Source organism: Moritella dasanensis ArB 0140 (assembly GCF_000276805.1).
Classification (GTDB): domain Bacteria; phylum Pseudomonadota; class Gammaproteobacteria; order Enterobacterales; family Moritellaceae; genus Moritella; species Moritella dasanensis.
Genome location: NZ_AKXQ01000009.1, coordinates 152626 through 174813 on the forward strand (window position 1 = coordinate 152626; position 22188 = coordinate 174813).

At 41.0% G+C, this 22188-nt stretch carries 19 protein-coding genes; 2 read left to right on the plus strand and 17 right to left on the minus strand.

What is annotated here, in order from left to right:
- Positions 1 to 37: 37 nt before the first annotated feature.
- Positions 38 to 589, minus strand: a complete 552-nt coding sequence (locus A923_RS0109595; protein ID WP_017221458.1) for a cytochrome b — start codon at positions 587 to 589, stop codon at positions 38 to 40.
- Positions 590 to 750: 161 nt separating this feature from the next.
- Here A923_RS0109595 and A923_RS0109600 point away from each other — a divergent pair, with 161 nt between their 5' ends.
- Positions 751 to 1647 carry a LysR family transcriptional regulator gene (locus tag A923_RS0109600; RefSeq protein WP_017221459.1) on the plus strand — a complete coding sequence of 299 codons (897 nt, stop codon included), beginning with the start codon at positions 751 to 753 and terminating at the stop codon, positions 1645 to 1647.
- A gap of 122 nt (positions 1648 to 1769) precedes the next feature.
- On the opposite strand, the gene A923_RS0109605 is transcribed toward A923_RS0109600, so the two are convergent.
- A complete protein-coding gene (locus A923_RS0109605) occupies positions 1770 to 2309 on the minus strand; it encodes an NADPH-dependent FMN reductase (RefSeq protein WP_017221460.1) in 540 nt (179 codons plus the stop codon).
- A 204-nt stretch (positions 2310 to 2513) separates the two neighbouring features.
- Here A923_RS0109605 and A923_RS0109610 point away from each other — a divergent pair, with 204 nt between their 5' ends.
- Positions 2514 to 3428 carry a LysR family transcriptional regulator gene (locus A923_RS0109610; RefSeq protein ID WP_017221461.1) on the plus strand — a complete coding sequence of 305 codons (915 nt, stop codon included), beginning with the start codon at positions 2514 to 2516 and terminating at the stop codon, positions 3426 to 3428.
- Positions 3429 to 3699: 271 nt separating this feature from the next.
- Here the strand turns inward: A923_RS0109610 and A923_RS0109615 are convergent, their stop codons facing one another.
- The 15 genes from A923_RS0109615 to amaB all read right to left on the minus strand — a co-directional run bounded on the left by A923_RS0109615 (position 3700) and on the right by amaB (position 22158).
- Positions 3700 to 4014, minus strand: coding sequence for a hypothetical protein (locus tag A923_RS0109615; RefSeq protein ID WP_157532810.1), 315 nt, complete (start codon positions 4012 to 4014; stop codon positions 3700 to 3702).
- A gap of 336 nt (positions 4015 to 4350) precedes the next feature.
- The gene (locus A923_RS0109620; protein ID WP_017221463.1) at positions 4351 to 7425 is read right to left on the minus strand and encodes an efflux RND transporter permease subunit; all 3075 of its coding nucleotides are present in this window, start codon (positions 7423 to 7425) and stop codon (positions 4351 to 4353) included.
- On the minus strand, positions 7425 to 8540 hold the full coding sequence (locus tag A923_RS0109625) for an efflux RND transporter periplasmic adaptor subunit (protein WP_017221464.1): 1116 nt from the start codon (positions 8538 to 8540) through the stop codon (positions 7425 to 7427). Before A923_RS0109625 ends, A923_RS0109620 begins: the two co-directional genes overlap by 1 nt.
- 1 nt (position 8541) lies before the next feature.
- A complete protein-coding gene (locus tag A923_RS0109630; RefSeq protein WP_017221465.1) occupies positions 8542 to 9576 on the minus strand; it encodes an efflux RND transporter periplasmic adaptor subunit in 1035 nt (344 codons plus the stop codon).
- Between the two features lie 299 nt (positions 9577 to 9875).
- Positions 9876 to 10409 carry a type II secretion system protein gene (locus tag A923_RS0109635; RefSeq protein ID WP_017221466.1) on the minus strand — a complete coding sequence of 178 codons (534 nt, stop codon included), beginning with the start codon at positions 10407 to 10409 and terminating at the stop codon, positions 9876 to 9878.
- A 230-nt stretch (positions 10410 to 10639) separates the two neighbouring features.
- A complete protein-coding gene (locus A923_RS0109640) occupies positions 10640 to 11101 on the minus strand; it encodes a GNAT family N-acetyltransferase (RefSeq protein ID WP_017221467.1) in 462 nt (153 codons plus the stop codon).
- 29 nt (positions 11102 to 11130) lie between these two features.
- Entirely contained in the window at positions 11131 to 13098 is a 1968-nt protein-coding gene (gene fhuB / locus A923_RS0109645) for a Fe(3+)-hydroxamate ABC transporter permease FhuB (protein WP_026006171.1), read from the minus strand.
- A 53-nt stretch (positions 13099 to 13151) separates the two neighbouring features.
- Positions 13152 to 14105, minus strand: a complete 954-nt coding sequence (locus A923_RS0109650; RefSeq protein WP_026006172.1) for an iron-siderophore ABC transporter substrate-binding protein — start codon at positions 14103 to 14105, stop codon at positions 13152 to 13154.
- Positions 14099 to 14866 carry an ABC transporter ATP-binding protein gene (locus A923_RS0109655; RefSeq protein WP_017221470.1) on the minus strand — a complete coding sequence of 256 codons (768 nt, stop codon included), beginning with the start codon at positions 14864 to 14866 and terminating at the stop codon, positions 14099 to 14101. Before A923_RS0109655 ends, A923_RS0109650 begins: the two co-directional genes overlap by 7 nt.
- Positions 14867 to 14873: 7 nt before the next feature.
- Positions 14874 to 15608 carry a siderophore ferric iron reductase gene (locus tag A923_RS0109660; protein WP_017221471.1) on the minus strand — a complete coding sequence of 245 codons (735 nt, stop codon included), beginning with the start codon at positions 15606 to 15608 and terminating at the stop codon, positions 14874 to 14876.
- 46 nt (positions 15609 to 15654) lie between these two features.
- On the minus strand, positions 15655 to 17802 hold the full coding sequence (locus tag A923_RS0109665) for a TonB-dependent siderophore receptor (protein WP_017221472.1): 2148 nt from the start codon (positions 17800 to 17802) through the stop codon (positions 15655 to 15657).
- A 114-nt stretch (positions 17803 to 17916) separates the two neighbouring features.
- Positions 17917 to 18855: a helix-turn-helix domain-containing protein gene (locus tag A923_RS0109670; protein ID WP_017221473.1), complete on the minus strand. Its 939-nt coding sequence runs from the start codon at positions 18853 to 18855 to the stop codon at positions 17917 to 17919.
- Positions 18856 to 18961: 106 nt separating this feature from the next.
- Positions 18962 to 19765, minus strand: coding sequence for an AraC family transcriptional regulator (locus A923_RS0109675; protein ID WP_017221474.1), 804 nt, complete (start codon positions 19763 to 19765; stop codon positions 18962 to 18964).
- Positions 19766 to 19859: 94 nt separating this feature from the next.
- The gene (locus A923_RS0109680) at positions 19860 to 20504 is read right to left on the minus strand and encodes a LysE family translocator (protein WP_017221475.1); all 645 of its coding nucleotides are present in this window, start codon (positions 20502 to 20504) and stop codon (positions 19860 to 19862) included.
- An 88-nt stretch (positions 20505 to 20592) separates the two neighbouring features.
- Entirely contained in the window at positions 20593 to 22158 is a 1566-nt protein-coding gene (gene amaB / locus A923_RS0109685) for an L-piperidine-6-carboxylate dehydrogenase (RefSeq protein WP_017221476.1), read from the minus strand.
- Positions 22159 to 22188: the final 30 nt, after the last annotated feature.

Genomic DNA, 22188 nt, shown 5'->3' on the forward strand with positions numbered 1-22188 from the left:
AATTGATTTTTACAATGCGTAAAGTGACAGTCGGTTACTATTTTTTGACTTTAAACATACGTACTAACGTATTATTCTTATTAATAAAATGGTGCTTAATCGCGGCTAACCCATGGACGCCAGCTAAGATAATTAACGCCCATGCCAAAATCTCGTGTATGTCACCTGCAATATCTTCTTGGTTGTCGATAGAGAATGGGATTGCGGGTATCGTAAATAACTCAAACACGTTGATACCACGGCCATCTGCTGTCGAGATTAAGTACCCTGTTAACATTAATGTAAACATAAGCAGGTATAGACCGAGATGCACTAAATGCGCACTTTTCAATTCAAATTTGCTAGCATGTTCATCAGCGCTGTCAGGGTTTATATTAATGCAGCGCCACAGTGTGCGGATAAATAATAGACCAAGTAACAGAATACCGATGCTTTTATGCAAATCGAGTGAGCCTTTGTACCAAGCATCGTAATAAGTCAGCTCTACCATGTATAAGCCTAGGCCAAACATGCCAAAAATGGTCAGTGCCATAAGCCAGTGCAATAAAATGGCTACCCAGCCATAAGCCGTTTTCGTATTTTTTAACATTCGAATATGTCCCCTACATCAGTTCATTAATAATACGGTGATTGTGACTATTAAAAAATAGTGATTAATGCGAAACTATTGTGCATAAATGCACAGAACTTTTTCAGCCATTTAAAAGCTCCTTTTAATTAGCCAACAACCACTTAACAAAGAATGGTCATATGAAAAACATTTCTTGGGATGATTACAAAATAGCGTATCAAGTTGCCATTGATGGTAGCTTAAGCCAAGCAGGTAAATCGCTAAATATCAACCATGCGACCGTACTACGACGTATTAATCAGCTCGAAACAGCCTTGGAAGTTAAATTATTTTTTCGGCACCAGCGTGGTTATAAACTGACAGACGCAGGTGCGATCTTACTCGCGGAATTGCCCGGCCTAATAACCCGCTTTAGTAAACTAGAGCATCAGCTACAGAATGTAGAAAGTAATATTAGCGGTGAGCTACGTATCTCCACCATCAGTTCCTATTCTTCACAGCTAGCACCTGCATTAAAGGCTTTCAGAGACATCTATCCAGCAATACGTATTATATTATTGTCGACAGATGACATAGTGCCATTAGAATCTGGCGCTGCGCACGTCTCTTTACGCGTTGGTCCAAAGCCAAACGGCACAGATTTAATTGTCAAAAAGTTAACGAATTTTACAACAAATTATTACGCTTCTGCTGAGTACGTTAAAGAATTTGGCCAACCGACAACAAATAGTACACTCAATGATCACCAGTGGGTCTTGCCGACACCAGATAAGTATCGGATCCCTTTTGTGCGTCATATCGTTGAACATATTGATAAAGACAAGATTGTATTTCAGAGCAGCCACTTTCCGGATGTAAGCCAAGCTGTCATTGCAGGAATGGGGATTGGGCCTATCGGGGAGCATCAAGCCAAGCGATACCCATCATTGGTACAAGTGGTATTAAACTCACCAGATTCTGAAGAGGCTATGTGGTTTGTTTATCATAAAGATTCAAAGCACAGCGCCCGCGTGAAGTGTTTTTATGAATTTTTGCTTAAACGCTTAGAAAGTTTAACTGCTTTGGACGCTAGATAGAAGATTGACGAAATCTAGCCAGAAATATAGTTTCTCGCGAATAAAAAACGCTTGCTTATTATCTTTATAAGCAAGCGTTTAAATGTCGAACACAGATTAATATCAACCAATTCACGAGCAGATTATTTTAACGTAGCAAGTGCATCTTCGAGCTGTGTCTGTATTTCTTCGTTGCGTAATTGACCTGTTTCCATATCAAAATTATCGTAAAAACTCCCCACTGAAAGCGAGGCTTTTACTTCGCCAGCAAAATAAGGTGCAGATCCTGTTGCAGCCGCTAATACACTTCCTGCGCCACCGGGACCAGGTGAAGTCGCTAACATAAGCATTTTTTTGCCTTGATAGACCTTTGGATCAATACGCGAAGTCCAATCGAATAAGTTTTTAAATGCAGCGGTATATGAACCATTGTGTTCTGCATACGAAATGATAATCGCATCAACACTGCCTATTTTGTCGTAAAACGCTTGTGCTTGCTGTGGAATACCGCTTTCTGTTTCACGATCAATACTATACAACGCCATTTCAAAGTCATTAATATCAATCACTTCAACTTCAGCATTGGTGATCACCTTTGACGTTAATACCTCACCTGCATAACTCACGAGTTGCTTGTTAATTGATTGACGACTGTTACTTGCTGCTAATGCTAAAACTTTCATGGTGATTCCTTTTAAAATTCGATTTGTAAATGCGGTTTATACGTTTGCTATTCTTAACTACTGTCTCGCATGCAAACTTGATAAGTTCATAATAGAGTAAGCATAGCAAAAGATTAATAGCATGAATGGCAAATGATTATTTCCATATGACTCTTAATTGACTAAGATGGGGGTTATTCACATACTAATAGAAAAGGATTTGATTTGGCTTATAACGCGCAACTGCTCAACGGCATGGTCATATTTGTGGAAGTCGTCAATACGGGCAGCTTTACTCTAGCCGCTCAAAGTAGTGGCCATTCTACTTCCTATATTAGTAAAGAAATTAATAAACTAGAATCGAGACTTGGCGTGCGCCTCATGCACAGAACCACTCGCTCACTGCGCCTGACGCCCGAAGGCGAGATCTACTTTCTACAATGCCAACAGATAATGAGTGATGCAGAGCAAGCAGAAGAAACCCTAAACGGCCGTCAATTAGAGCCTAAAGGCACATTACGCGTCAGCTGCCCGACCAGTTTTGGTAATTCTCGGATGCAAACCATATTCTCACAGTTTCTAAACCTCTACCCACAAGTTAACCTCGAGTTAGATTTAGATAACCGTAAAGTCGATATGGTCACAGAAGGCTTTGATGTACTCATCCGAGGCTCTGCGCAGCTAGACGACTCAACGTTCATCAGCAAGAGAATATTCAACTCTTACGGTGTCACAATAGCCTCACCGGATTATCTGCAACAACATGGCACGCCACAAGTACTCGCTGACCTTGCGCAACATAAAATCATTAGTTACAGCAACCTGAAACAACCTAATACTTGGTCTTTAAAGCATAGCTCTGGCCAGCAACACCAGATCCAAGTCGAAAGCAGAGTTCTAACTAACAGCTCTGAAATGGAGCTATCTTTATGCCTTGCAGGGCACGGGATCACCAGAATGCCTCGCTTTAATCTTGGCGATGAAATAGAAACGGGTAAATTAATCGAATTGTTTAATGACTATCAACATCAAGAAATCAATGTCTACTTGATTTACCCGAGTCGTAAATACGTCTCTTCAAAGGTAAGGCACTTCATTGACTTTGTCACTGCAGAATTGTCAGAAGACAACATAGTTTGAGCGTTCGTTGGGTATTCTTCTGCTTTCAAGGTATCGACATTTTAACTGTCTCAGAAGAGCAGCAATTAGTGCTGAATATTAAAGTGCGAAATCGAATAATTATTGATTGTATGGGCCCACATATCAACAAATTTATGCATAAAACGGGGTGTGGAATGTCGGATAAAAAAACAAAATAATAATATTATTCTACATTTCTGATATAAAAAGCACTCATTTGAGTGCTTTTTGTTGTTATTTTAATTATTAATTATTAATTATTAATTATTAATTATAGTGTGCCGATTCTAAATATGAATAGAACAAACATTAGAACCCAAAATTTAATAGCAATAACAACACTGTCGTACCAGCTTAGGATGAAAATGTTGATACCGTCAGCCCAAGTATATTCGCCAAGCACTGACGAGTAGATAGCAGTTAAAAACCCAAATATTAATCGACCGACACATAGAATCACACCAGCAAGCATGTGCTGAGCAACTGAAAATGAAGCCGTAAATGCAGTTAATTGTTGAATTAAATCTGTTTTTAAATAAACAATTACAAATAGAATAATAAGAATTGTTCCGATAGTGTTAAACATTTTTGATTTTTTTATTTTGCTCACCGATGTATCTATGAATGTATGAATGTATTTATTTTGTTATTCATATAATAACAAAAAGTAGTATAAAACTGCCACTCAAAAAGGCGATTATTGCGACCGTGGCGGTCAGAACAATGACAAGGCTGTGACTGCTGCGCCGGTTCATCGGCGCATTAAATATGCCACTAAAGGCAACCACAAGGGTAAAATCATTTGACGACTCTATGAGGTGGTGATCATATACTCTCTTTTGAGAGTAAAAAAGACACACACATACAAAACAAGCGCCATATAGGCGCTTGTTTTTATTATTATTAAAGAAAATGGTCGGTATTACTTACCCACTACCTCAGGTACTTTTAAGCGATGTAACATGCGATAAAGTACAGGTACAACAAGTAAAGTTAGTACAGTCGCAAACCCTAAGCCAAACATAATGGTCACTGCCATTGGCTTAAAGAATACATCCGGTAGTAACGGCACCATGCCCAATACTGTCGTAATCGCCGCCATACAAACCGGACGAACACGACTCACTGCAGCATCAACAACCGCTTCATATCTTTCTTTACCACTGTGGATCTCAATTTCAATCTGATCAAGTAATACGATACCATTTTTAACCAGCATCCCTGACAGACTTAAGAAACCGAGTAACGCCATGAAACCAAAAGGTGTATTAAGGGCGAGTAGCCCCATCGTCACACCAATAATGGCCAGTGGTACCGTCGCCCATACAATCACCGCATTTTTCACGTTGTTAAACAAGAAAATAGTGATTAAGAACATAAACAGATAACCCATTGGCATCGTCTGGAATAACGATGCTTGTGCATCTGCTGATGATTCATATTCACCACCCCATTCGAGCGAATAGCCCGGTGGGAAATCCATTGCTTCTACTAACGGTTGGATACGTTTTTGTAAAGTCGCAGCCGTTTCTTCACCTAATGGATCAGGGTCAGCAAAAATGGTAAGCATACGTTTACGGTTTTTACGCACGACAATTGGGTCTTCCCAACGGACATTAACCGCTAATATCACTTGCTGTAACGGCACATAACCTTTCAGTACTGGGCTCCAAATTTTCATGCCTTCAATCGTACTGATATCCACACGCTCATTTTCAGGCAAGCGAGCAACGATAGGTAATAAACTCGTGCCATCACGATAAAGACCAACCGTAAGGCCAGAAAATGCCATTTGCAGTAAATCATCAACATCTGACTTAGTAATACCATAACGACGTGCCTGACTTTCATTAAAGACAGGTTCAATCACTTTAGTTCGTTCACGCCAATCGTGACGCACATAAAATGCCCCAGGGTCTGCACGCATAATATCGATAGCTTGTTGTGCCAAACCACGTAATACCGTTGGATCTGAGCCTACTAAACGCGCTTCAATTTTAGCACCAGAAGAAGGACCTAATGCGATACGCTTGAGTTTATATTCAATATCTGGATGCAAAGAATCGAGTTTCTCGCTCACCTCAGCCATCATTGGCATGACGTCATCGTAGCTATCCACTCGAATAATTAATTCACCGTAAGACGCATAACTTTTTTCTGGTGAATAAGTTAGCATAAAGCGCTGAGAGCCTTTACCTGTACTTGAAGATACATGCGCTACTTTTTCATTGCTGCTGACCATGATTTCAAGTTCACGCAGTTTTTCGCTGGTTGCGCGAATATCAGTCCCTTCCGGTAACCAAACATCAACCATAAACATAGGTGTTGTTGATGACGGAAAAAATGATTGTTTTAACTGGGTAAAACCATACAAGCTAACAACTAACATCAAGATTAATGAGAACACCGTTGTCCACGCATATTTCATACACGTTTCTAATATTCGTTTATAAGTAACAAACACTATCCCTTTGTATGGGTCGTTTTCGGCACTATCTGCATCAACCTTCATGCCTTTAAAGAACATATCAGCAAAGAAAGGCGTAATAGAAATCGCAGTAAACCAACTTAACATCAAAGAGATAAGTAAAACAGTAAATAGCGTTCCGGTATATTCACCCGTTGAATCTTGAGATAAACCAATTGGGGCGAATGCAGTAACAGCAATAACGGTTGCGCCTAACAAAGGCCATTTAGTCTGGGTGACAATATCGGTTGCAGCCTGCAGGCGAGTTCGACCTTTCTGGACCCCAATTAAGATACCTTCGACCACGACAATGGCGTTATCCACCAGCATACCCAGTGCAATAACCAGCCCACCAAGTGAAATACGCTGTAAATCAATGCCCATCAAGTTCATGAATACAAACGTACCCAATACAGTTAGCAATAAGATCAGTCCGATAAGTACACCAGAGCGCACGCCCATAAATAGCAGCAGCACAATGATAACAATACCAATGGCTTGACCCAGACTCACGAGGAATCCTTTCACTGATTTATCTACTTCATCAGGCTGGCTATAAACCGCATCAATATCGATACCAATTGGTTGTTGTTCTTTTAACTCAGCTAAACGCGCATAAACGCCTTTACCCATTTCAACAACATTCACACCAGAAATAAACGATACACCGACATTCAGCGCGACTTTACCATTGAAAGTGACCAGATTATCAGGGACTTCTTTAAAGCCACGGCTGATCGTCGCTACATCACGTAAGTAAATAAGTCCTTGAGCACCCGTGTCGGTAATGATCAAATCACCAAGCGCATCAACATCAGTAAATTCGCCCGTTGGATGAATACGGATATATTCAGAACCAACGCGCATAGCACCAGCACTTGATACGAGGTTTTGCGTTGCTAACGTATTGTAAATAGTCGATGGCGAAATACCTAAACTGCTTAAACGCTGCATCGACATTTCAATAAAGACTTGTTCTTGCTGTACACCGGTTACTGAAACTTTACCTACACCGTCAACCAGTTCAATCTCACGACGTAAATAATCAACGTAATCATTCAGTTCTTTGTAAGAATAACCGTCACCCGTTATCGCCAGTAAAATACCGTAAACATCACCAAAATCATCAATAACTGATGGCTCAGCAACGCCTGGTGGCAAGTGTGATTTGATATCATTGACTTTACGGCGTAATTCATCCCAAATTTGTGGTAAATCATCAGGGCCGTAATTGTTTTTCATCGTCACTGTAATTTGTGACAATCCACGGCTGGAAATGGAATTAACCTCATCGACATAGGTTAATTGTTGAATAGCTTTTTCCAGCGGGTAAGTCACCTCTTCTTCCACTTGTAACGGTGTAGCGCCAGGATAAGAAGTAACAACCATTGCATCTTTAATGGTAAATTCAGGATCTTCTAATTGGCCGAGACCGAAAAAGGCCATCGAACCGCCAATTAAGAAGATGAGTGTGAGCATCCAGCTGATCACTTTATTTTTAATAAAATAGGCTGCGATATCTTGTTTCATTATTGTCCAGCCTCTGTCGGTTTGTTTGAATGAGCTATTGATTCATCGAGTATTTTAACTGATTGACCTTCACGTAAGCGATTACCACCAGCAATCACAACCTTTTCGCCAACCGCTAAACCAGAACTTAAACGCACACCATTGTTGACCACTTTCTCTGTCACAATTTGACGTTTACTCACGGTATTATCACTCTTAACAACCCAAACGAACTTCTGCGTTAAACTCAAGTCGTCACCATCTTCATTTACAATCGCTTCGAATGGTATAAAGGGCTCATCTTTCTTATAGATATTTAATTTTTGCGCATCAGCATGCACTTCAACAGCCATGCCATCGAGAATAAATCTGTCTGTCGGCATTGGCATCGTGAGCGTAATAACGAATGAACCAATATTAGGATCGGGTTCAGTGGTGAACTCCTTTAGATGGGCACTATATTCATGACCATCGGCGGTAATAATCTTAGCACCAGGTCGCGATTCTTCAATTTTAGTCGCTGAGCTTTTCGAGTAAATAATATCCGGCGCTTGCAATTGGATATCCACACTCGTTGTACTATGGATATTCATCACCTGTTGACCAATTTGTACATTTTCAAATTGTTGAACCGGCACATGGGAAATAATACCGGTGATTGGTGCTTTGAGTTCCGTAAAACTCAAGTTAAGTTTAGCGATATCCAATCTTGCCTTGGCAATACGACGTTGTGCTTTAAGCTCATCAAATTGTGATGGTGCAATATAACCTTGATCAACCAGTTTAGCCGAACGGCTATATTGACTGTCTGCAATCGCGTACTCAGCTTGAGCATCATCTACTTCCAAACGGTAATAAGTCGGGTCAAGTTGCGCAAGAATCTGTCCGGCCTCGACTTGGTCACCTGGTCGTACTGTCACCGATATAACCTCGCCTTGTAAACGAAAAGACAAGTTAGACTTATCCGCAGCAACTGCGATTGCAGGAAACGATAATCTCGCCGAATCTTCAGCTAGCTGAACGGTCGTGATTTCAACTAACTGTACTTTTTGTCTTGGCTCTATAATCGGTTTATCACAACCTTGTAATACGGTTATCACACCAAGCGCCATCACGATAGAGGGTAATTTATGCATGTTACAGTCCTCGTTCCTTGATCCAAGATCTTACTTTCTGACCTTCACGTAATTCGTTAACGCCAGAGATTGCGACATTGTCACCATCATTCAGACCTTTAGACACACGTCCATTTTCATCTAATTCAATTTCGCGTTTATGAGCAATGCCTTGATCATCGATCTGCCATACATAATATGTATCACCTTTTTTCATTAGCGCTTGCGGAGAGAGTGCGCCAGAATTACCTTTTGGCAGTGCAATACGGACCGCACCAGCCATACCGGGAAGGATATTTTTACCTTCAGGGCGATCCATAAATAAAGTTACTTTATAGCTTGAATTGGTCGCATTCGCTTCGGTATCGATTTCTTTAAACTGTGCAGGAAACTCTACACCGGGAATTGTATCAAAAATAACGGTAGGGCTACGGCTATAGTCGTTATTGAAACGTGCGAGTAGCTGTTCAGGTAATTGGAATGTGACGTTAATAATACCGGCACGCTGAATGTGAACCACCGCTTCTTTTGCCATGACATATTCATGATTTTCTTTTAACGATAATGATAAAGTACCATCATAAGGTGCAACCAATGTCGCATAACTCAGGTTAGATTCTTGTTTACTTAGTGTCGCTTGGGCTTGATTTCGCTTAGCTTTAGAAGTATCGAATGCGAGTTCTGAAACAACGTTGGTTTTACGTAATTTAGCATCACGTTTAAATTGAACAGAGGCGAGTTCATAATTAGCTTGGGCTTGTTCTACCTGTAATGAGAACTCGTCTTGGTTCAAGCTAGCAAGCTTTTGCCCTTTCACTACGTTCTCGCCAGGATTCACGTCCATCGACGATATAACGCCCGAAACGCGAAAGGCAAGTACGGCTTTATCGCCCGCTTCAACTACGCCGGGGAATGTTCGAAACGTATCTTTAATTCCAACATCAACTGCTTGCAGCTTCACTGGCCGTGAATCGGGTTCGGGTATAACGACCTGTTCTTCGCTACAACCCGAAAGTAATAAGCCAGTAATAACGGCCGTTGCCATAATTCCCTTCATATAATCATCCTATTAATATCCTGTCTTATTAGTGATGCTTTGCATACAAGCCGACTAGTCATAATAAACTATTACTCAACTATAGCCTTTAAAATAGTATTTACAATGACTTATCTATTATACGCATATATAACACCCAATAATCCACGTATGGAAATAACCAACATAAGCAGTACAGACCATTTTAATGACAGATAGTTCTCTGAGGATTAACTTTTTGAAGAATGAGGTAAAAAAGAGGCACTAGTCTGGGCTAGTGCTATTACTATTGCTATTGCTATTGCTATTGAATTAAAACTCTAACAACCAGTATCGACAAAACCTATGATAGGCGCGGTTCCATCTATTTCTAAGTTAGCATAATAAGCAAAACAACTATCGAGAACATAGCCATTTGGCCAAAAGAATACCGCACTTCCAGAGTCAAATCCCGGTGCATCAGGAACTTGGTCACCGACGCCACGATTACCAACAATACAAAATTCAGAGTCATCACAAGGTACTGTTAACCAGTTGAATGTCCATGCATTACTAGTTGGTAAATCCATATCCAATAAATAGCGCATTTGTGTAGCATCAGGCGTGGGATAACCATTTTCCAGCGTGATAGTATTACCGTTATAATCGACTTTCAAATCTGCATTATCAATTTCTTTCCTCGCATTCACAAAGTCCATCGCGGTTTTTAATGTACCACTGATACTCTGGACCACAGCACGGCTAGCATCATGTTGTAGATTGATAAATTTTGGAATTGCAGTCGCCGCTAAAACACCTAATACAATGATAACTATCACTAACTCAATTAATGTAAAACCGTTATTATTTCTCATAATAGAACAACTTATTCTGACTTCATCAAAAATGAATTAAAAATGAATTAAAAATGAATTAAAAATGAATTAAAAATGAATTAAAAATGAATTAAAAATGAATTAAAAATTTTAAGGGGCTAAGTACTTACTTAACGCATCTTTAATTTGTTACATACTTTAACTTGTTAATAAAATAATTCAATACTCTAAAAGCGTAATATAATTAACGGTTCTTCATCGCGCATCAATTAACGAGTAACATGCAATTCCATCGGCATATCTTTAACACCGAATTTTTCACGAACTCCACAAGTAGGTTCAAAGCCAAATTTTAAATACACCCCTGTCGCATTTAAAGCCGAGTTAACCGTGAAATAGCCTGTATTACCATTCGCTAAACACACATCTCGAGCCATCTCCCACAGCGTTCTTGATAGTCCTTTACCCTGTTGGGAGTCAGCAATAAACAAGTGATATAAATGGCTGTTATTTTTAATGCCGACGACGCCGACGAGTTCAGCGTTTATCTCCGCAACATGATACTCATAACCAGCTTTAAGGTAAGCTAATATATTATTTGGTGTCATCGAATTTAAAATTAACTGACCGCCCTCTTTGCTGCAAGTCGGAAAAATATATTGTATAACCAGCGTAGAAATTAGCTGACTTATCCCATCGATGTCATTTACCGTTGCTTTTCTTAAAATCATGTCACTTCCCTATTATGATAAATAATCATTTAATTATAATTACTTACACGTCCTTTAATCAATAATAAAATAAAATAACTACCACCGATAATAGAAACTAAAATGCCGGCAGCTAACTGTGCGGGATACAACACCACTTGACCTAGCCAATCAGAGAACTGTACTAAAAAACCACCAATCAAGGCGCTTACGATAAGCTGCTGTTTGACACTTTTAGCGCCTAACATGGCTGCCATATGCGGCGCTAGTAAGCCAATAAATGCAACGGGTCCCATGTTGGCTGTCACAAACGCGACTAATAAGGCAACCAAACAAAGTAATAAAACAAAGGCAACAGAACCATTTAAACCACGTGAAAATGCCATATCTCTTCCCGCAGATATTAATGTGAGCCAGCGTGACAATGAAAATGCGACCAGTAATAACAGCGTCACACTAAATGCGAGTGTAACCGACTGTTCGGCGCTTACCCTATAAGTCGAGCCGGCCAACCAAACGAGGATGCCATAAACATCATCATTGCCTCGCGCTAATGCAAATTGCACAAAGGCTTCAATTAAGGCAGTCAACGCGATACCAGTAAGAATGAGTTTAGGTGGTGAGTAATCGTGTTTTTTGCCAAGTAGCAAGATAATCAATAACGCCCCCATCGCACCAGAAAAAGCAACTAACGGGCCTGCTTCAAAAATAGTAATACCCCAAAACATACTAGCAAATACCAACGCAAAAATAGCGCCTGCAGATATACCCAAAATATCAGGGCTAGCAAGGGGGTTATGAATCAAGCGTTGCAAAATAGTACCAGCAACAGCAAGTCCAGCACCTGCAGCTAACGATGTTAAAATACGCGGCCATCGAATAGACCAAGAAAATGCATCAGGCCATGAAAACAACCAGCTACTCTCTTTCATAACAAACAAACTCGCAAGCAGTATCGAACTAATAAGGCCAACCAATATCGCCGTTATTACACGTTTTTTAAGATAACTAATACCTTGAGGTAAGCGAAATACCATTTGATCTTGCGCTTTGACTGCGCTGCGGCTAAACCAGATTAGTGCAGGCGCGCCAATAACGGCAGCAGCCGTGCCACTCGGTATGAAATCCAACGTGAATTTACTTAACCAAACCGCGAATGCATCTGTTAATACTAAAAATAGAGCGCCTAATAATAAGCTGTAAAAAAGCTCATCCCGAGCCGTTCTAGCACCTAAATACCGCGCAATGTTCGGCGTTAATAAACCAACAAAACCGATCACACCAACGGCGGTAATTGCCGAGGAAACTAACCATACTCCTAAAAGTAATAACAGCAAAAATTGAGGCATAATACTCAAACCACGGGCAGTAGCGCCTTGCTGACCAATCCGCATTAACGTGAGTACTCTTGGCGCAACCGCTAAAATGACGAAGCCAACGCACATTCTTGGAGTTAGCCATTGCACCCAATCCCAGCCATTTTGAGCAAGATCACCCGCGCCCCATATGAACAAGTTTTTAGCATATTGATCATTAAGTAAAATCACGGCTGTCGCGAAAGCACCAAGTAACAAATTCACCGCCATACCTGCCAGAATAACAGGCAAGCCCGATAGATTATTTATGCCCGTGATGAATAATACTAATGCCATTGCTGATAGCGCGCCAACCAAGGCAAACATAGTATTACTTTCAACGCCTAAATCAGGGAAAAAAACGGCGGCTAATACTAACGCCAGCCAAGCACCAGAAGATGTACCAAATGTGAGAGGTGATAACAAAGGGTTTTGTGTCAATTGCTGCATCAAACTACCGACTAAGCCCAAACTTGCGCCGACTAACATAGCAACAACTAATCTTGGTAGCACGGCATAAACAAAGTCAACTTCAACAAATTCGAGCGGCTCGAGGCCCGCTATTAATGCGTATTGTTTCGTGATCGTCATATCAGTTTGCAACTGTAACGATAAAAACAGCGCAAGCATAAGTGCCAGCGCTGTCATTAAATACCTCAACATCTCTCTTCCCGTATAACAAATTATTTATAAGTAAATACTAAACAAACTAAGCACTACTGGTTTACGTCATCAACCTGTGTAGGTGCTAATTCTAATAAACTCTCAGTTATCGCTTCTGCCGTGTACTTAATCGACATAGCACCACCATAGCTCCAGCTTGGCGCGACACTATTAACGCGATTGGCGCGTACAAATGGCATCGAAGTCCATAATCGAGAACGTGATAATGCCGCTTCTTGATCAAATGGTTTAAAATACAATACCGTGCCATCGGTGATGGTATGCAGGTCTGAAATACGCTTTTGGACGATTCCCCATTGAGTCGAGGGTAAATCTAAGGCAGGCTTTATACCGAGCTGATCTAATGCATACTCAGCCATTGAATTGCCACCGTACAGGAACACAGATGTAGTACTTGCAAAGCGCATTGTGGTTACTGCGGGTAAGTTTCCATCATAAGCAAGTAATAAGCGTGACTTCAACGCTTGGATCTTACTCTTCATCTCAGCAAGCTTTTTTTCAGCAATATCTTGTTTATTAACCACGCCCGCTAAATAGCTAAAGTTATCTAATGCAGCTTGCGCATTATCGTGCGAGGCACTGAATGTTTGATAAAATAATACCGGCGCGATCTTCGCTAACTGATTTTGTAAATCAGCTTGAGGAGATGCAATAATAATAACATCAGGCTTTAACGAGGCTATTTTTTCATAATTAGGTTCAACGCGCGTACCGATGTCTTGTACTTCATTAGGTACAGTTGGTTGAACAACCCACTCTCTATAACCGGCAATATCAGGCATACCAACCGGGATCACTCCTAATTCTAAGATCTGCTCAGCTAGGTCCCAATTAAGCACCACGACTCGTTGGGCGTAGTCCGGTAATGTCTTATTACCTTGGCTATCTGTTACCGTTACTTCGGCCTGTGAAAATAACGGGAAAACGACCAATACTGTCGTCATAAATACTTTAATACATTGCATTATTCTTTGTCTTATTAACATACAACAGCAACCTTTTCGTCTCGGCTAGGGTGATCGATTAATGTAATTTCAGTGCCATATAAATCAGATAGATTCTGGCAATCTAATAGCACTCTATGATCGCCAGTAAAACTCACTTTGCCTTGCTTTAACGCAACAACCTGTGTCGCAAACCTTAGCGCTAGATTAATGTCATGTAAGATGACAATTATCCCCTGTTTAGTTTCTTTGTTAAGCGATTGCAGCAGCGACAACAAATCATATTGATGACTAACATCAAGTGCAGAGGTCGGTTCATCTAAAATCAACACTTGGGATTGCTGTGCCAATAACATCGCAATCCATGCTCGTTGACGTTCACCACCAGACAAGGTATCCGCGGTGTGCTTGCTGAAATGCGCAGTGTTGGTTTGCTGCATAGCCGTGGTGATAATATCTGAGTCTTGTTGGTTGTAGCGGCCAAATGTGCCACGCCAAGCAAATCGGCCTAATCGCACAAGCTCTTCAACAGTCAACCCTGCCACCTCAGGTAAACGTTGAGGTAAAAATGCTATTTTTTGCGCAAGCAATCTGGTAGATAGCTCCGTCATCATTTGCGCTGAAAACTTCACTTGGCCACTATCAGGCTTAAGTTGACCAGCCAATACTTGTGCAAGTGTCGATTTACCTGAACCATTGTGTCCGAGGATCACGGTAAATTCATTGCTATCAATGCAGAGGTTATCGATCGACAATATGTCGCGCCCTTCACGGTTAACAACAACGTTTTTTAATTCAAACATTTGTATCCTATTTATTCTTTGGGCAATTCGCACACAGCTCACCATCGTCACGACGGTAATGCATGCAACAGCTAATTCGTTTAACTGACCATAAGTTAGACCTAGGTTCTTTATAAAGAGCATTTAAGTATTTATCTGGTAATTCGAGCGCTGAAAACCACAACTTAGCCTGTTGATACACATCTAAATCGGTGCGTAATTGCTGAAATGCAATAAGGTTAATCAATACGCTGTCAGCCAACAAATGCGCCACAAAACCAGGGCGTAAACGATATTGCTGTGAAAACTGTTCCCGTAAAGCGGTAAACAGTGATGTTAACTCGCTGCCTGCATAATTAATTAGCGCCTGTAATTCACCAGTAAATAATCGGTTTTTAGTCAAACTAAACCCTGCGACTATGCCATTCCCGCCCTGAAATTGACCGACTAAACTTAATTTAGGAACTCCCTGTATGCCATAAGCACCAATGAATGCGAGGTATAATGGTTGCCATATCAGCATCGTCCAACCTCGCGTTAACCAATACGCAGAACCAGCCTCTGGGTGTGTGTTTCTCCAATAATCATACAACTGCGTCATTGCCATTTGGTTGTTTAGCTGTGGATTAAACGGTGCTTTTTCTGGGCTTTCCAACACCCCTTTCAATAAAGGGCTGATAGATAAAGCTGTTTGAAAAAATTGGGTATAATTCACAGCCTGAATATCAGCATCACGATCTAGTGACATGAGTTCTTCAGGCATTGCATCTCGCTCCATTCATATTACGGGTTAAAAGTGAAGTTACGGGTTAAAAACTAAATTTAACATTGGCGGTAATATTACGTTCAGCACCGAACCAGCAATTGTTTGAGTCATAACAAGAGTAATACTCCGTACCAAACAAGTTACTCGCTACAACAGACACACTTGAACCATCCAAGCTATCGCTTAAGTAAGACAGATCATAAGAAATAGACATATCTACTAAGGTGTAATCAGGTACTTGATCGGTGTTAAGTGCATCAATCTGTGTTTCGCCCACATAACGGATGCCCGTACCGATAGTCGTACCTGCAGCAACTCCGTTATAAAGATAATAATTTAACCATGCATTAGCAGCGTGCTCAGGCACCCAAATCGGGGTTTTACCCTCTAATCCAGTACTATCTTTAGTCACTTCCATGTCCATGTAGGTATAAGTCGTCGCAAGGTCAATATTGTCTGTCAGCATGATATTAGCTTCAATTTCGACACCTTTAGATTGCGTTTCTCCCGTTTGAACTTGATCGTACGGTGAACCACTTGGATCACGCGTCAAGTCGTTCTGCTTGGTGATATTGAACAATGACACCACAAAACGTTTGCTCATGTCTGCAGATTCATATTTCAGACCTGCCTCCCACTGCTCGCCCGTTGACGGCACAAAAGCATTACCATGGCGATCAGCACCCACGACAGGTTCGAAACTTTGCGCGTAGCTAACATAAGGTGCTAAACCATTATCAAAGTTATACAAACCGCCTAAACGGAACGCAAAATTATCTTGTTTAATGGCTGCGGCAGTATCAGCACCTGAAGCATGGTCTTTTGATGTCTGCTCATATTCATCATAACGGCCACCAGCAATCACAACTAAATTACCTAATACCAACTGGTCTTGTACATAAAGCCCGACTTGATTACTTTCTAGATCAAAATCAGTGGTGTAAGTGAAATTAAGCGAACTACCGTCAATTTGTTGATGATTAGGATTAAACACATCAACCGAGGGCGCACTCGCATCCTTATAAATAATACGCGAATCAAGTTGTTGATAGTCAAAGCCTAATAATACGTTATGCTCGAGAACGCCTGTATTGAAACGCCCAGAAACTTGATTATCGATAACAAAGCTTGTTGATGTTTCATCGGTAAGGTAGGCATTACGACCAACAGTGCGCATATCGCTCTGCAACGCCGTGTTATAGGTATTTTCTTGGTAAGCATCGGCATCCATAAAACGCGCATTCATCAAGAAAGCCCAGTTATTATTAAACTCATGGTTAATTTTATAACCGAGCATCAATACTTCACGCTCATAGGTATTCCAATTTTCATCACCAGTGAAAGTGCTTGAATCAAGCTTGCCATTCGGATTTGCTAATACACTACCCGCCCCAGGTACTGACGTGTAAATACCAGCCGATGGATCATTTTGATAATAAACATTGAAATTAACTAACGTTTTATCAGATACCTGCCAATCCACTGAAGGTGAAAATACATAACGCTCTTCTTCAGAAGTATCAGCTTGTCCCTCTTTCTTTCGTGCTAAAGCAACTACCCGATAAGATAAATTTGAATCTGCAATCTGACCTGTAGAATCAACAGAAAGCTCTTTGTGGTTAGAACTACCACCAGTCACCGTCACATCGGTACGCTGTTCTTGTTGTGGTGATTTGGCAATAAGGTTAACCATGCCACCAGGGGGAATATTGCCATATAAGACCGAGGTCGGTCCCTTAAAGACTTCAACTTGCTCAAGTGCAATAGAATCAATTTGCGGTTGTAAATTCCAACCGTTAAACATCAACGGTAAGCCGTCATAAAAGTTCTGATAATTAATGAAGCCCCGAATATTAAATAAATCCAATCGAGAAACAGCACCACCTCTTAACTCTGTATTAACAGCGGGTACATATCGCAATGCTTCAGCAACAGACTTCACGCCTCGTAAATCAAGCGTTTCTCTGTCTACGTCAGTAATCGCTTGCGGTGTATCCATCGGCGCTAATGCCGTCTTGGTCGCGGTATTTCTATATGCTTTCCCAAAAACAGTCATTTTTTCTTCAGTATTATTACTAGTACTAGAATTAGCACTATCGCTAATAGACTGCTCAGCAAATGCCGAACTAGATAAAGCACAGATAATGGCAAACGCCACAGGGGATAGTATACGAGTAGGTTGGTATAACATTCGGACTCCAAATCTCAATTCATGCAAATGATAATAATTATCGTTTGCATTGTATAGAGAGATTTAGAAAAAAGATTAACGATTTGGTGCAAGAATTGAAAAGTTCAAATTATTTTAACGTCGAGGTTCGATTGGTAGCCAATATTCCATATAAGAAGTAGCGTCTTCAGGATCATAATTAGCCGGATAGATCTCCAATTCATAGCCATCAATACTGTCATAATCTGAATCCGGTAGCCAGTGTGAAAACAACCAAGCAAGTACTTGTTCTAATTGTTTAATTGGACCAGTGAAAGGTATGACTGCGTACTCTTGTGCAGGTACAGTAATCGTATCTAATGATGTAGAACCACATAAAGAATCCGCGGTACAACCGGCCCAATAAGGGATCGCATCAATATCATCTTTTGCTTGAATGACACCGACAACACCAATCAGCTCTATATTATCCGCCTTTGATGAACTTCCATCCAATAAGGACAGCATTTCAGCTTTAGGCAAGTTATCGACAAACTCAGACCAAATAAGCGGGACTTGTTGTTGGTAATTAGGCGTTAATGAAAACAGCCCTGAAATAACACCAGAGGTACAGTGAAGCGTAAATTCCGGACGTGTTTCAATACGGATTTGTAATAATCTGGCCGCCAAATCAAAACTATCTAACACGCGAGAACAGAGCTTGATGGGTGTGCGTAATCCAAGCCGTTGACCACGACGCCTATACGCTATAGGTGAATGTGAAAACATATTTTTAAATGTACGACTAAAGCTCACTTCAGAACTAAACCCGAGCGCTAACGCGATATCAACAACCCGATGTTTACTGCCTAATAAACGTTCCGCAGCTAAACTCAGTTTCAATTCTCGAACATATTGTGCGAGGTTCAATCCAGTTTCAAGGTGGAATACGCGCTGTAACTGCCAGCGTGACCAACAGCTTTTATCCGCTAAAATTTCAACTGATAACGGTTGGTCTATGTTTTCATTGATAAAATCCAACAACTTTTCGATGCGGGTAAAACGGTTCACTTGTTTTTGGTTTTCTTTTTGCATCGTACGCACAATACCTTTGGTCAATAACCGAGGGAAAAATAGAGTTTATAAAATCTATTATAAGAATAATTCTCATTTGTGCAATAAATGACAACCTGAAAAAGCATTAAACAAAAAATGACTGATATTGTTTTGGCGTAACGGCTAAGCGTTTCTTGAAGTTTCGTTGTAAATGGCTTTGGTCTGCAAACCCTAATGCATTGGAAGTATCAATAATAGAGTGCCCAGATTTAAGTAATGTCTTCGCACACTTAATTCGCTCGTCTAATTGGAATGCATGCGGTGACAAACCATAAAATTGTTTAAACGTACGAATTAAATGAAAGCGACTTAGCCCTGATTCGTGAGCAAGGTCGGTGAGTGAATGATTGATATCAAGCTGGTCAGCAATCATTTCTTTTACTCTGTGGACATGTGTCGGGGCGGATTTCTCTCTATTTTTCGTTAACCAATGCCGCTGCATATATTCTATCAGTAATGTTTCTGCCGATAACGGATTAGATTCGAGTAATAAATTGGTGAATAACGAGTCAAAATTGCCATACGCTTGTTGGCTACGTAGATAACGATTGGTAAAGGGGGAATAATCAATACTGTCTATGCCACTGATCTCAGCTTGCAGCTCACCAACCCAACCAGTATCAACAAATAACATGCGATAAGACCAATCACCTTCAGCTGGATTACATGAATGGATATCACCTGGATTAATGGTCACTGTATCGCCCTGACCAATACTATTATGTTGCTTTAAGTTGTTGTAATCAGCAATGCCAGTATCAATCACACCAAATGAAAACTCATCGTGAGTATGTCCTTGATAACAAGCATTCGAACGTGATGCTTGGCGCATTTCGACAAATGGCAACACTTTACTTTGTTTGAAGAATACGGCTTTGTCCTGCTTCATGACATTCATCCTTGTCTATTATCAAGCCTATTTTTTCAAGCTTATTATTTCAAGTCTATTTATCTCAAGTCTATTGGCTTCGCTAACATCACTACTACAGACCCACAAACATCGACACAACAGTACCGCTGAGTAAAAGCCCCATCATCCTGTTAAAATTTATTTGTTGTGACGGCGTTGATAATCGGTCTCGGATGACATGACCCATTGCAGCCCAAGTTGCGATACCGATAAAACATACAATAAATGATATCCCGGTGAACACAAGTAAATAGAATGTGGATTGTGCATGCACAGACACAAAGATACTTACGCCTGACATAGATACTAACCATGCTTTCGGGTTTAAGCCTTGTGATAATACCCCGTCGATAAACGCTGGCGGTTGTTCTATTTTAGAATCATGTTTAAGATCGCCCATCCCTTTTAACGTTTCTGTTCCTTCGGTTACATTTAAAGGTACTACGGTGGCAATTTTGAATGACATAAACAACAAATACAGTCCACACAGGTATTTTAAAATATCGGTAATTTGTGGAAATTGCGCTAGCGTTTGGTTTAAACCAAAACCAAGCAACAATATGATGAAAGCGTACGCGACGGTGGCACCGAAAACATGCGGTACGGTACGGCGAAATCCAAAACAAGCGCCAGAACTGGTCGCAATAATATTAACAGGGCCCGGAGAGATAGCCCCCACCAAAGCAAAAATAGCCATAGACAAGATAACTGTAATCATAAACACCTCTACATTGATTGAGGTTTACAATATACAGTTTGCCTGATACCCAGTATTGAACAAAATTGCGCATTATGAAATTAACGGCTTAATCACCTTTCGGCATATCAAAACTAATGCCTTGTGCTAAAGGTAACTCGTTGCCGTAATTAATCGTATTCGTCATACGACGCATATACGCTTTCCATGCATCGGAGCCACTTTCGCGGCCGCCACCCGTGTCTTTTTCACCGCCAAACGCACCACCAATCTCTGCGCCCGAGGTACCAATATTGACATTGACGAGGCCACAGTCAGAACCTTTTGCACTGACGAAAATTTCGGCTTCAGTCATGTCTTTAGTAAATATCGCGGAGGACAACCCCTGACTGACGTCATTCTGTATGGCGATCGCCTGTTCAAGCGTGTCATAGCTGTGTACATACAATAACGGTGCAAACGTCTCCTGCTGGACAATCGACGCCTTAGGGTCAATATCAACGATAGCAGGGGTGATATAAAAACCGTGGTCGTCTTTCCCTTTATTACTTAAATTCGATACTTGCTCACCACCCGTAATCAATACACCACCCTGAGATATAGCCGTAGCAATACTCGTTTTCATGGTATCAATGGCTTGCTGATTGACCAGTGGCCCCATTAAGTTATTGCCATCAAAGGGGTCGCCAATACTCACGGTCTTATAAATCGCTTCTAACTTGGTGAGGACTTGATGTTTCAGGCTGCGATGCACAATTAATCGACGCAACGTGGTGCAGCGTTGACCGCTAGTGCCTAAGGCTGAAAAAGTGATCGCACGTATGGCTAATTCAAGATCCGCACTCGGGCAAACAATCATGGCATTGTTACCGCCTAACTCTAATAGTGTACGTCCCATTCGCGCGGCGACACGGCAATTAACCGCGCGTCCCATTACACATGAGCCTGTCGCAGAGACCAATGCAATGTCTTTATGGTCGACTAATTGCTCGACTTGCGATTTTTCACCGTACACGATACTACTCAGAGTAGGATTCGCACCAAACTGCTTAATGGCCGACACTAATAATTGATGACAGGCTAATCCACTCAGTGGTGTTTGGCTTGATGGTTTCCAAATAATGCTGTTACCACAAATTAAGCTAATCGCGGCATTCCACCCCCACACAGCCATGGGAAAATTAAACGCGGTAATAATGACAACAGGACCAAGGGGATGCCATTGTTCCATCATTCTGTGATTGGGCCTTTCTGTCGCGATGGTGAGTCCATACAGTTGTCGAGATAAACCCACAGCAAAATCACATACGTCAATCAACTCTTGTACTTCGCCTAAGCTTTCTTGAAAGGGCTTACCCGCTTCGAGGCTAATAATGGTGGCTAATTGATGTTTCGCTGCACGCGCTTTTTCTGCAAACAGCCTTACTAACTCACCACGTTGCGGCGCGGGCACACTACGCCAGTGATAAAACTCAGTTTTAGCACTGGCTATAACCTGTTTAATAACATCGGATTGAGCATGACTGATGGACACAAAATGTTGACCATCGTTAGGGCTAATCACATCCACTTTCGTCTCGCTGTCAAAGCGCTTGTCACCAAGATACGCACTGCCATAGTGTTTATCTTGCGCATAAAAATCGCCAAGTACGGTTTTCAAAATTGCTTCATGCATGTGATTATCCTCATGATTTAAACTAAAAGC

What these genes read in the sequence shown, in the direction of transcription:
- A923_RS0109635 (WP_017221466.1), bottom strand. Translation starts at nt 10,409, where the DNA reads ATGAGAAATAATAACGGTTTTACATTAATTGAGTTAGTGATAGTTATC.
- A923_RS0109620 (WP_017221463.1), bottom strand. Translation starts at nt 7,425, where the DNA reads ATGAAACAAGATATCGCAGCCTATTTTATTAAAAATAAAGTGATCAGC.
- A923_RS0109595 (WP_017221458.1), bottom strand. Translation starts at nt 589, where the DNA reads ATGTTAAAAAATACGAAAACGGCTTATGGCTGGGTAGCCATTTTATTG.
- amaB (WP_017221476.1), bottom strand. Translation starts at nt 22,158, where the DNA reads ATGCATGAAGCAATTTTGAAAACCGTACTTGGCGATTTTTATGCGCAA.
- A923_RS0109630 (WP_017221465.1), bottom strand. Translation starts at nt 9,576, where the DNA reads ATGAAGGGAATTATGGCAACGGCCGTTATTACTGGCTTATTACTTTCG.
- A923_RS0109670 (WP_017221473.1), bottom strand. Translation starts at nt 18,855, where the DNA reads ATGCAAAAAGAAAACCAAAAACAAGTGAACCGTTTTACCCGCATCGAA.
- A923_RS0109640 (WP_017221467.1), bottom strand. Translation starts at nt 11,101, where the DNA reads ATGATTTTAAGAAAAGCAACGGTAAATGACATCGATGGGATAAGTCAG.
- A923_RS0109600 (WP_017221459.1), top strand. Translation starts at nt 751, where the DNA reads ATGAAAAACATTTCTTGGGATGATTACAAAATAGCGTATCAAGTTGCC.
- A923_RS0109655 (WP_017221470.1), bottom strand. Translation starts at nt 14,866, where the DNA reads ATGTTTGAATTAAAAAACGTTGTTGTTAACCGTGAAGGGCGCGACATA.
- A923_RS0109675 (WP_017221474.1), bottom strand. Translation starts at nt 19,765, where the DNA reads ATGAAGCAGGACAAAGCCGTATTCTTCAAACAAAGTAAAGTGTTGCCA.
- A923_RS0109650 (WP_026006172.1), bottom strand. Translation starts at nt 14,105, where the DNA reads ATGTTAATAAGACAAAGAATAATGCAATGTATTAAAGTATTTATGACG.
- A923_RS0109665 (WP_017221472.1), bottom strand. Translation starts at nt 17,802, where the DNA reads ATGTTATACCAACCTACTCGTATACTATCCCCTGTGGCGTTTGCCATT.
- A923_RS0109615 (WP_157532810.1), bottom strand. Translation starts at nt 4,014, where the DNA reads ATGTTTAACACTATCGGAACAATTCTTATTATTCTATTTGTAATTGTT.
- A923_RS0109605 (WP_017221460.1), bottom strand. Translation starts at nt 2,309, where the DNA reads ATGAAAGTTTTAGCATTAGCAGCAAGTAACAGTCGTCAATCAATTAAC.
- A923_RS0109625 (WP_017221464.1), bottom strand. Translation starts at nt 8,540, where the DNA reads ATGCATAAATTACCCTCTATCGTGATGGCGCTTGGTGTGATAACCGTA.
- fhuB (WP_026006171.1), bottom strand. Translation starts at nt 13,098, where the DNA reads ATGTTGAGGTATTTAATGACAGCGCTGGCACTTATGCTTGCGCTGTTT.
- A923_RS0109660 (WP_017221471.1), bottom strand. Translation starts at nt 15,608, where the DNA reads ATGCCTGAAGAACTCATGTCACTAGATCGTGATGCTGATATTCAGGCT.
- A923_RS0109680 (WP_017221475.1), bottom strand. Translation starts at nt 20,504, where the DNA reads ATGATTACAGTTATCTTGTCTATGGCTATTTTTGCTTTGGTGGGGGCT.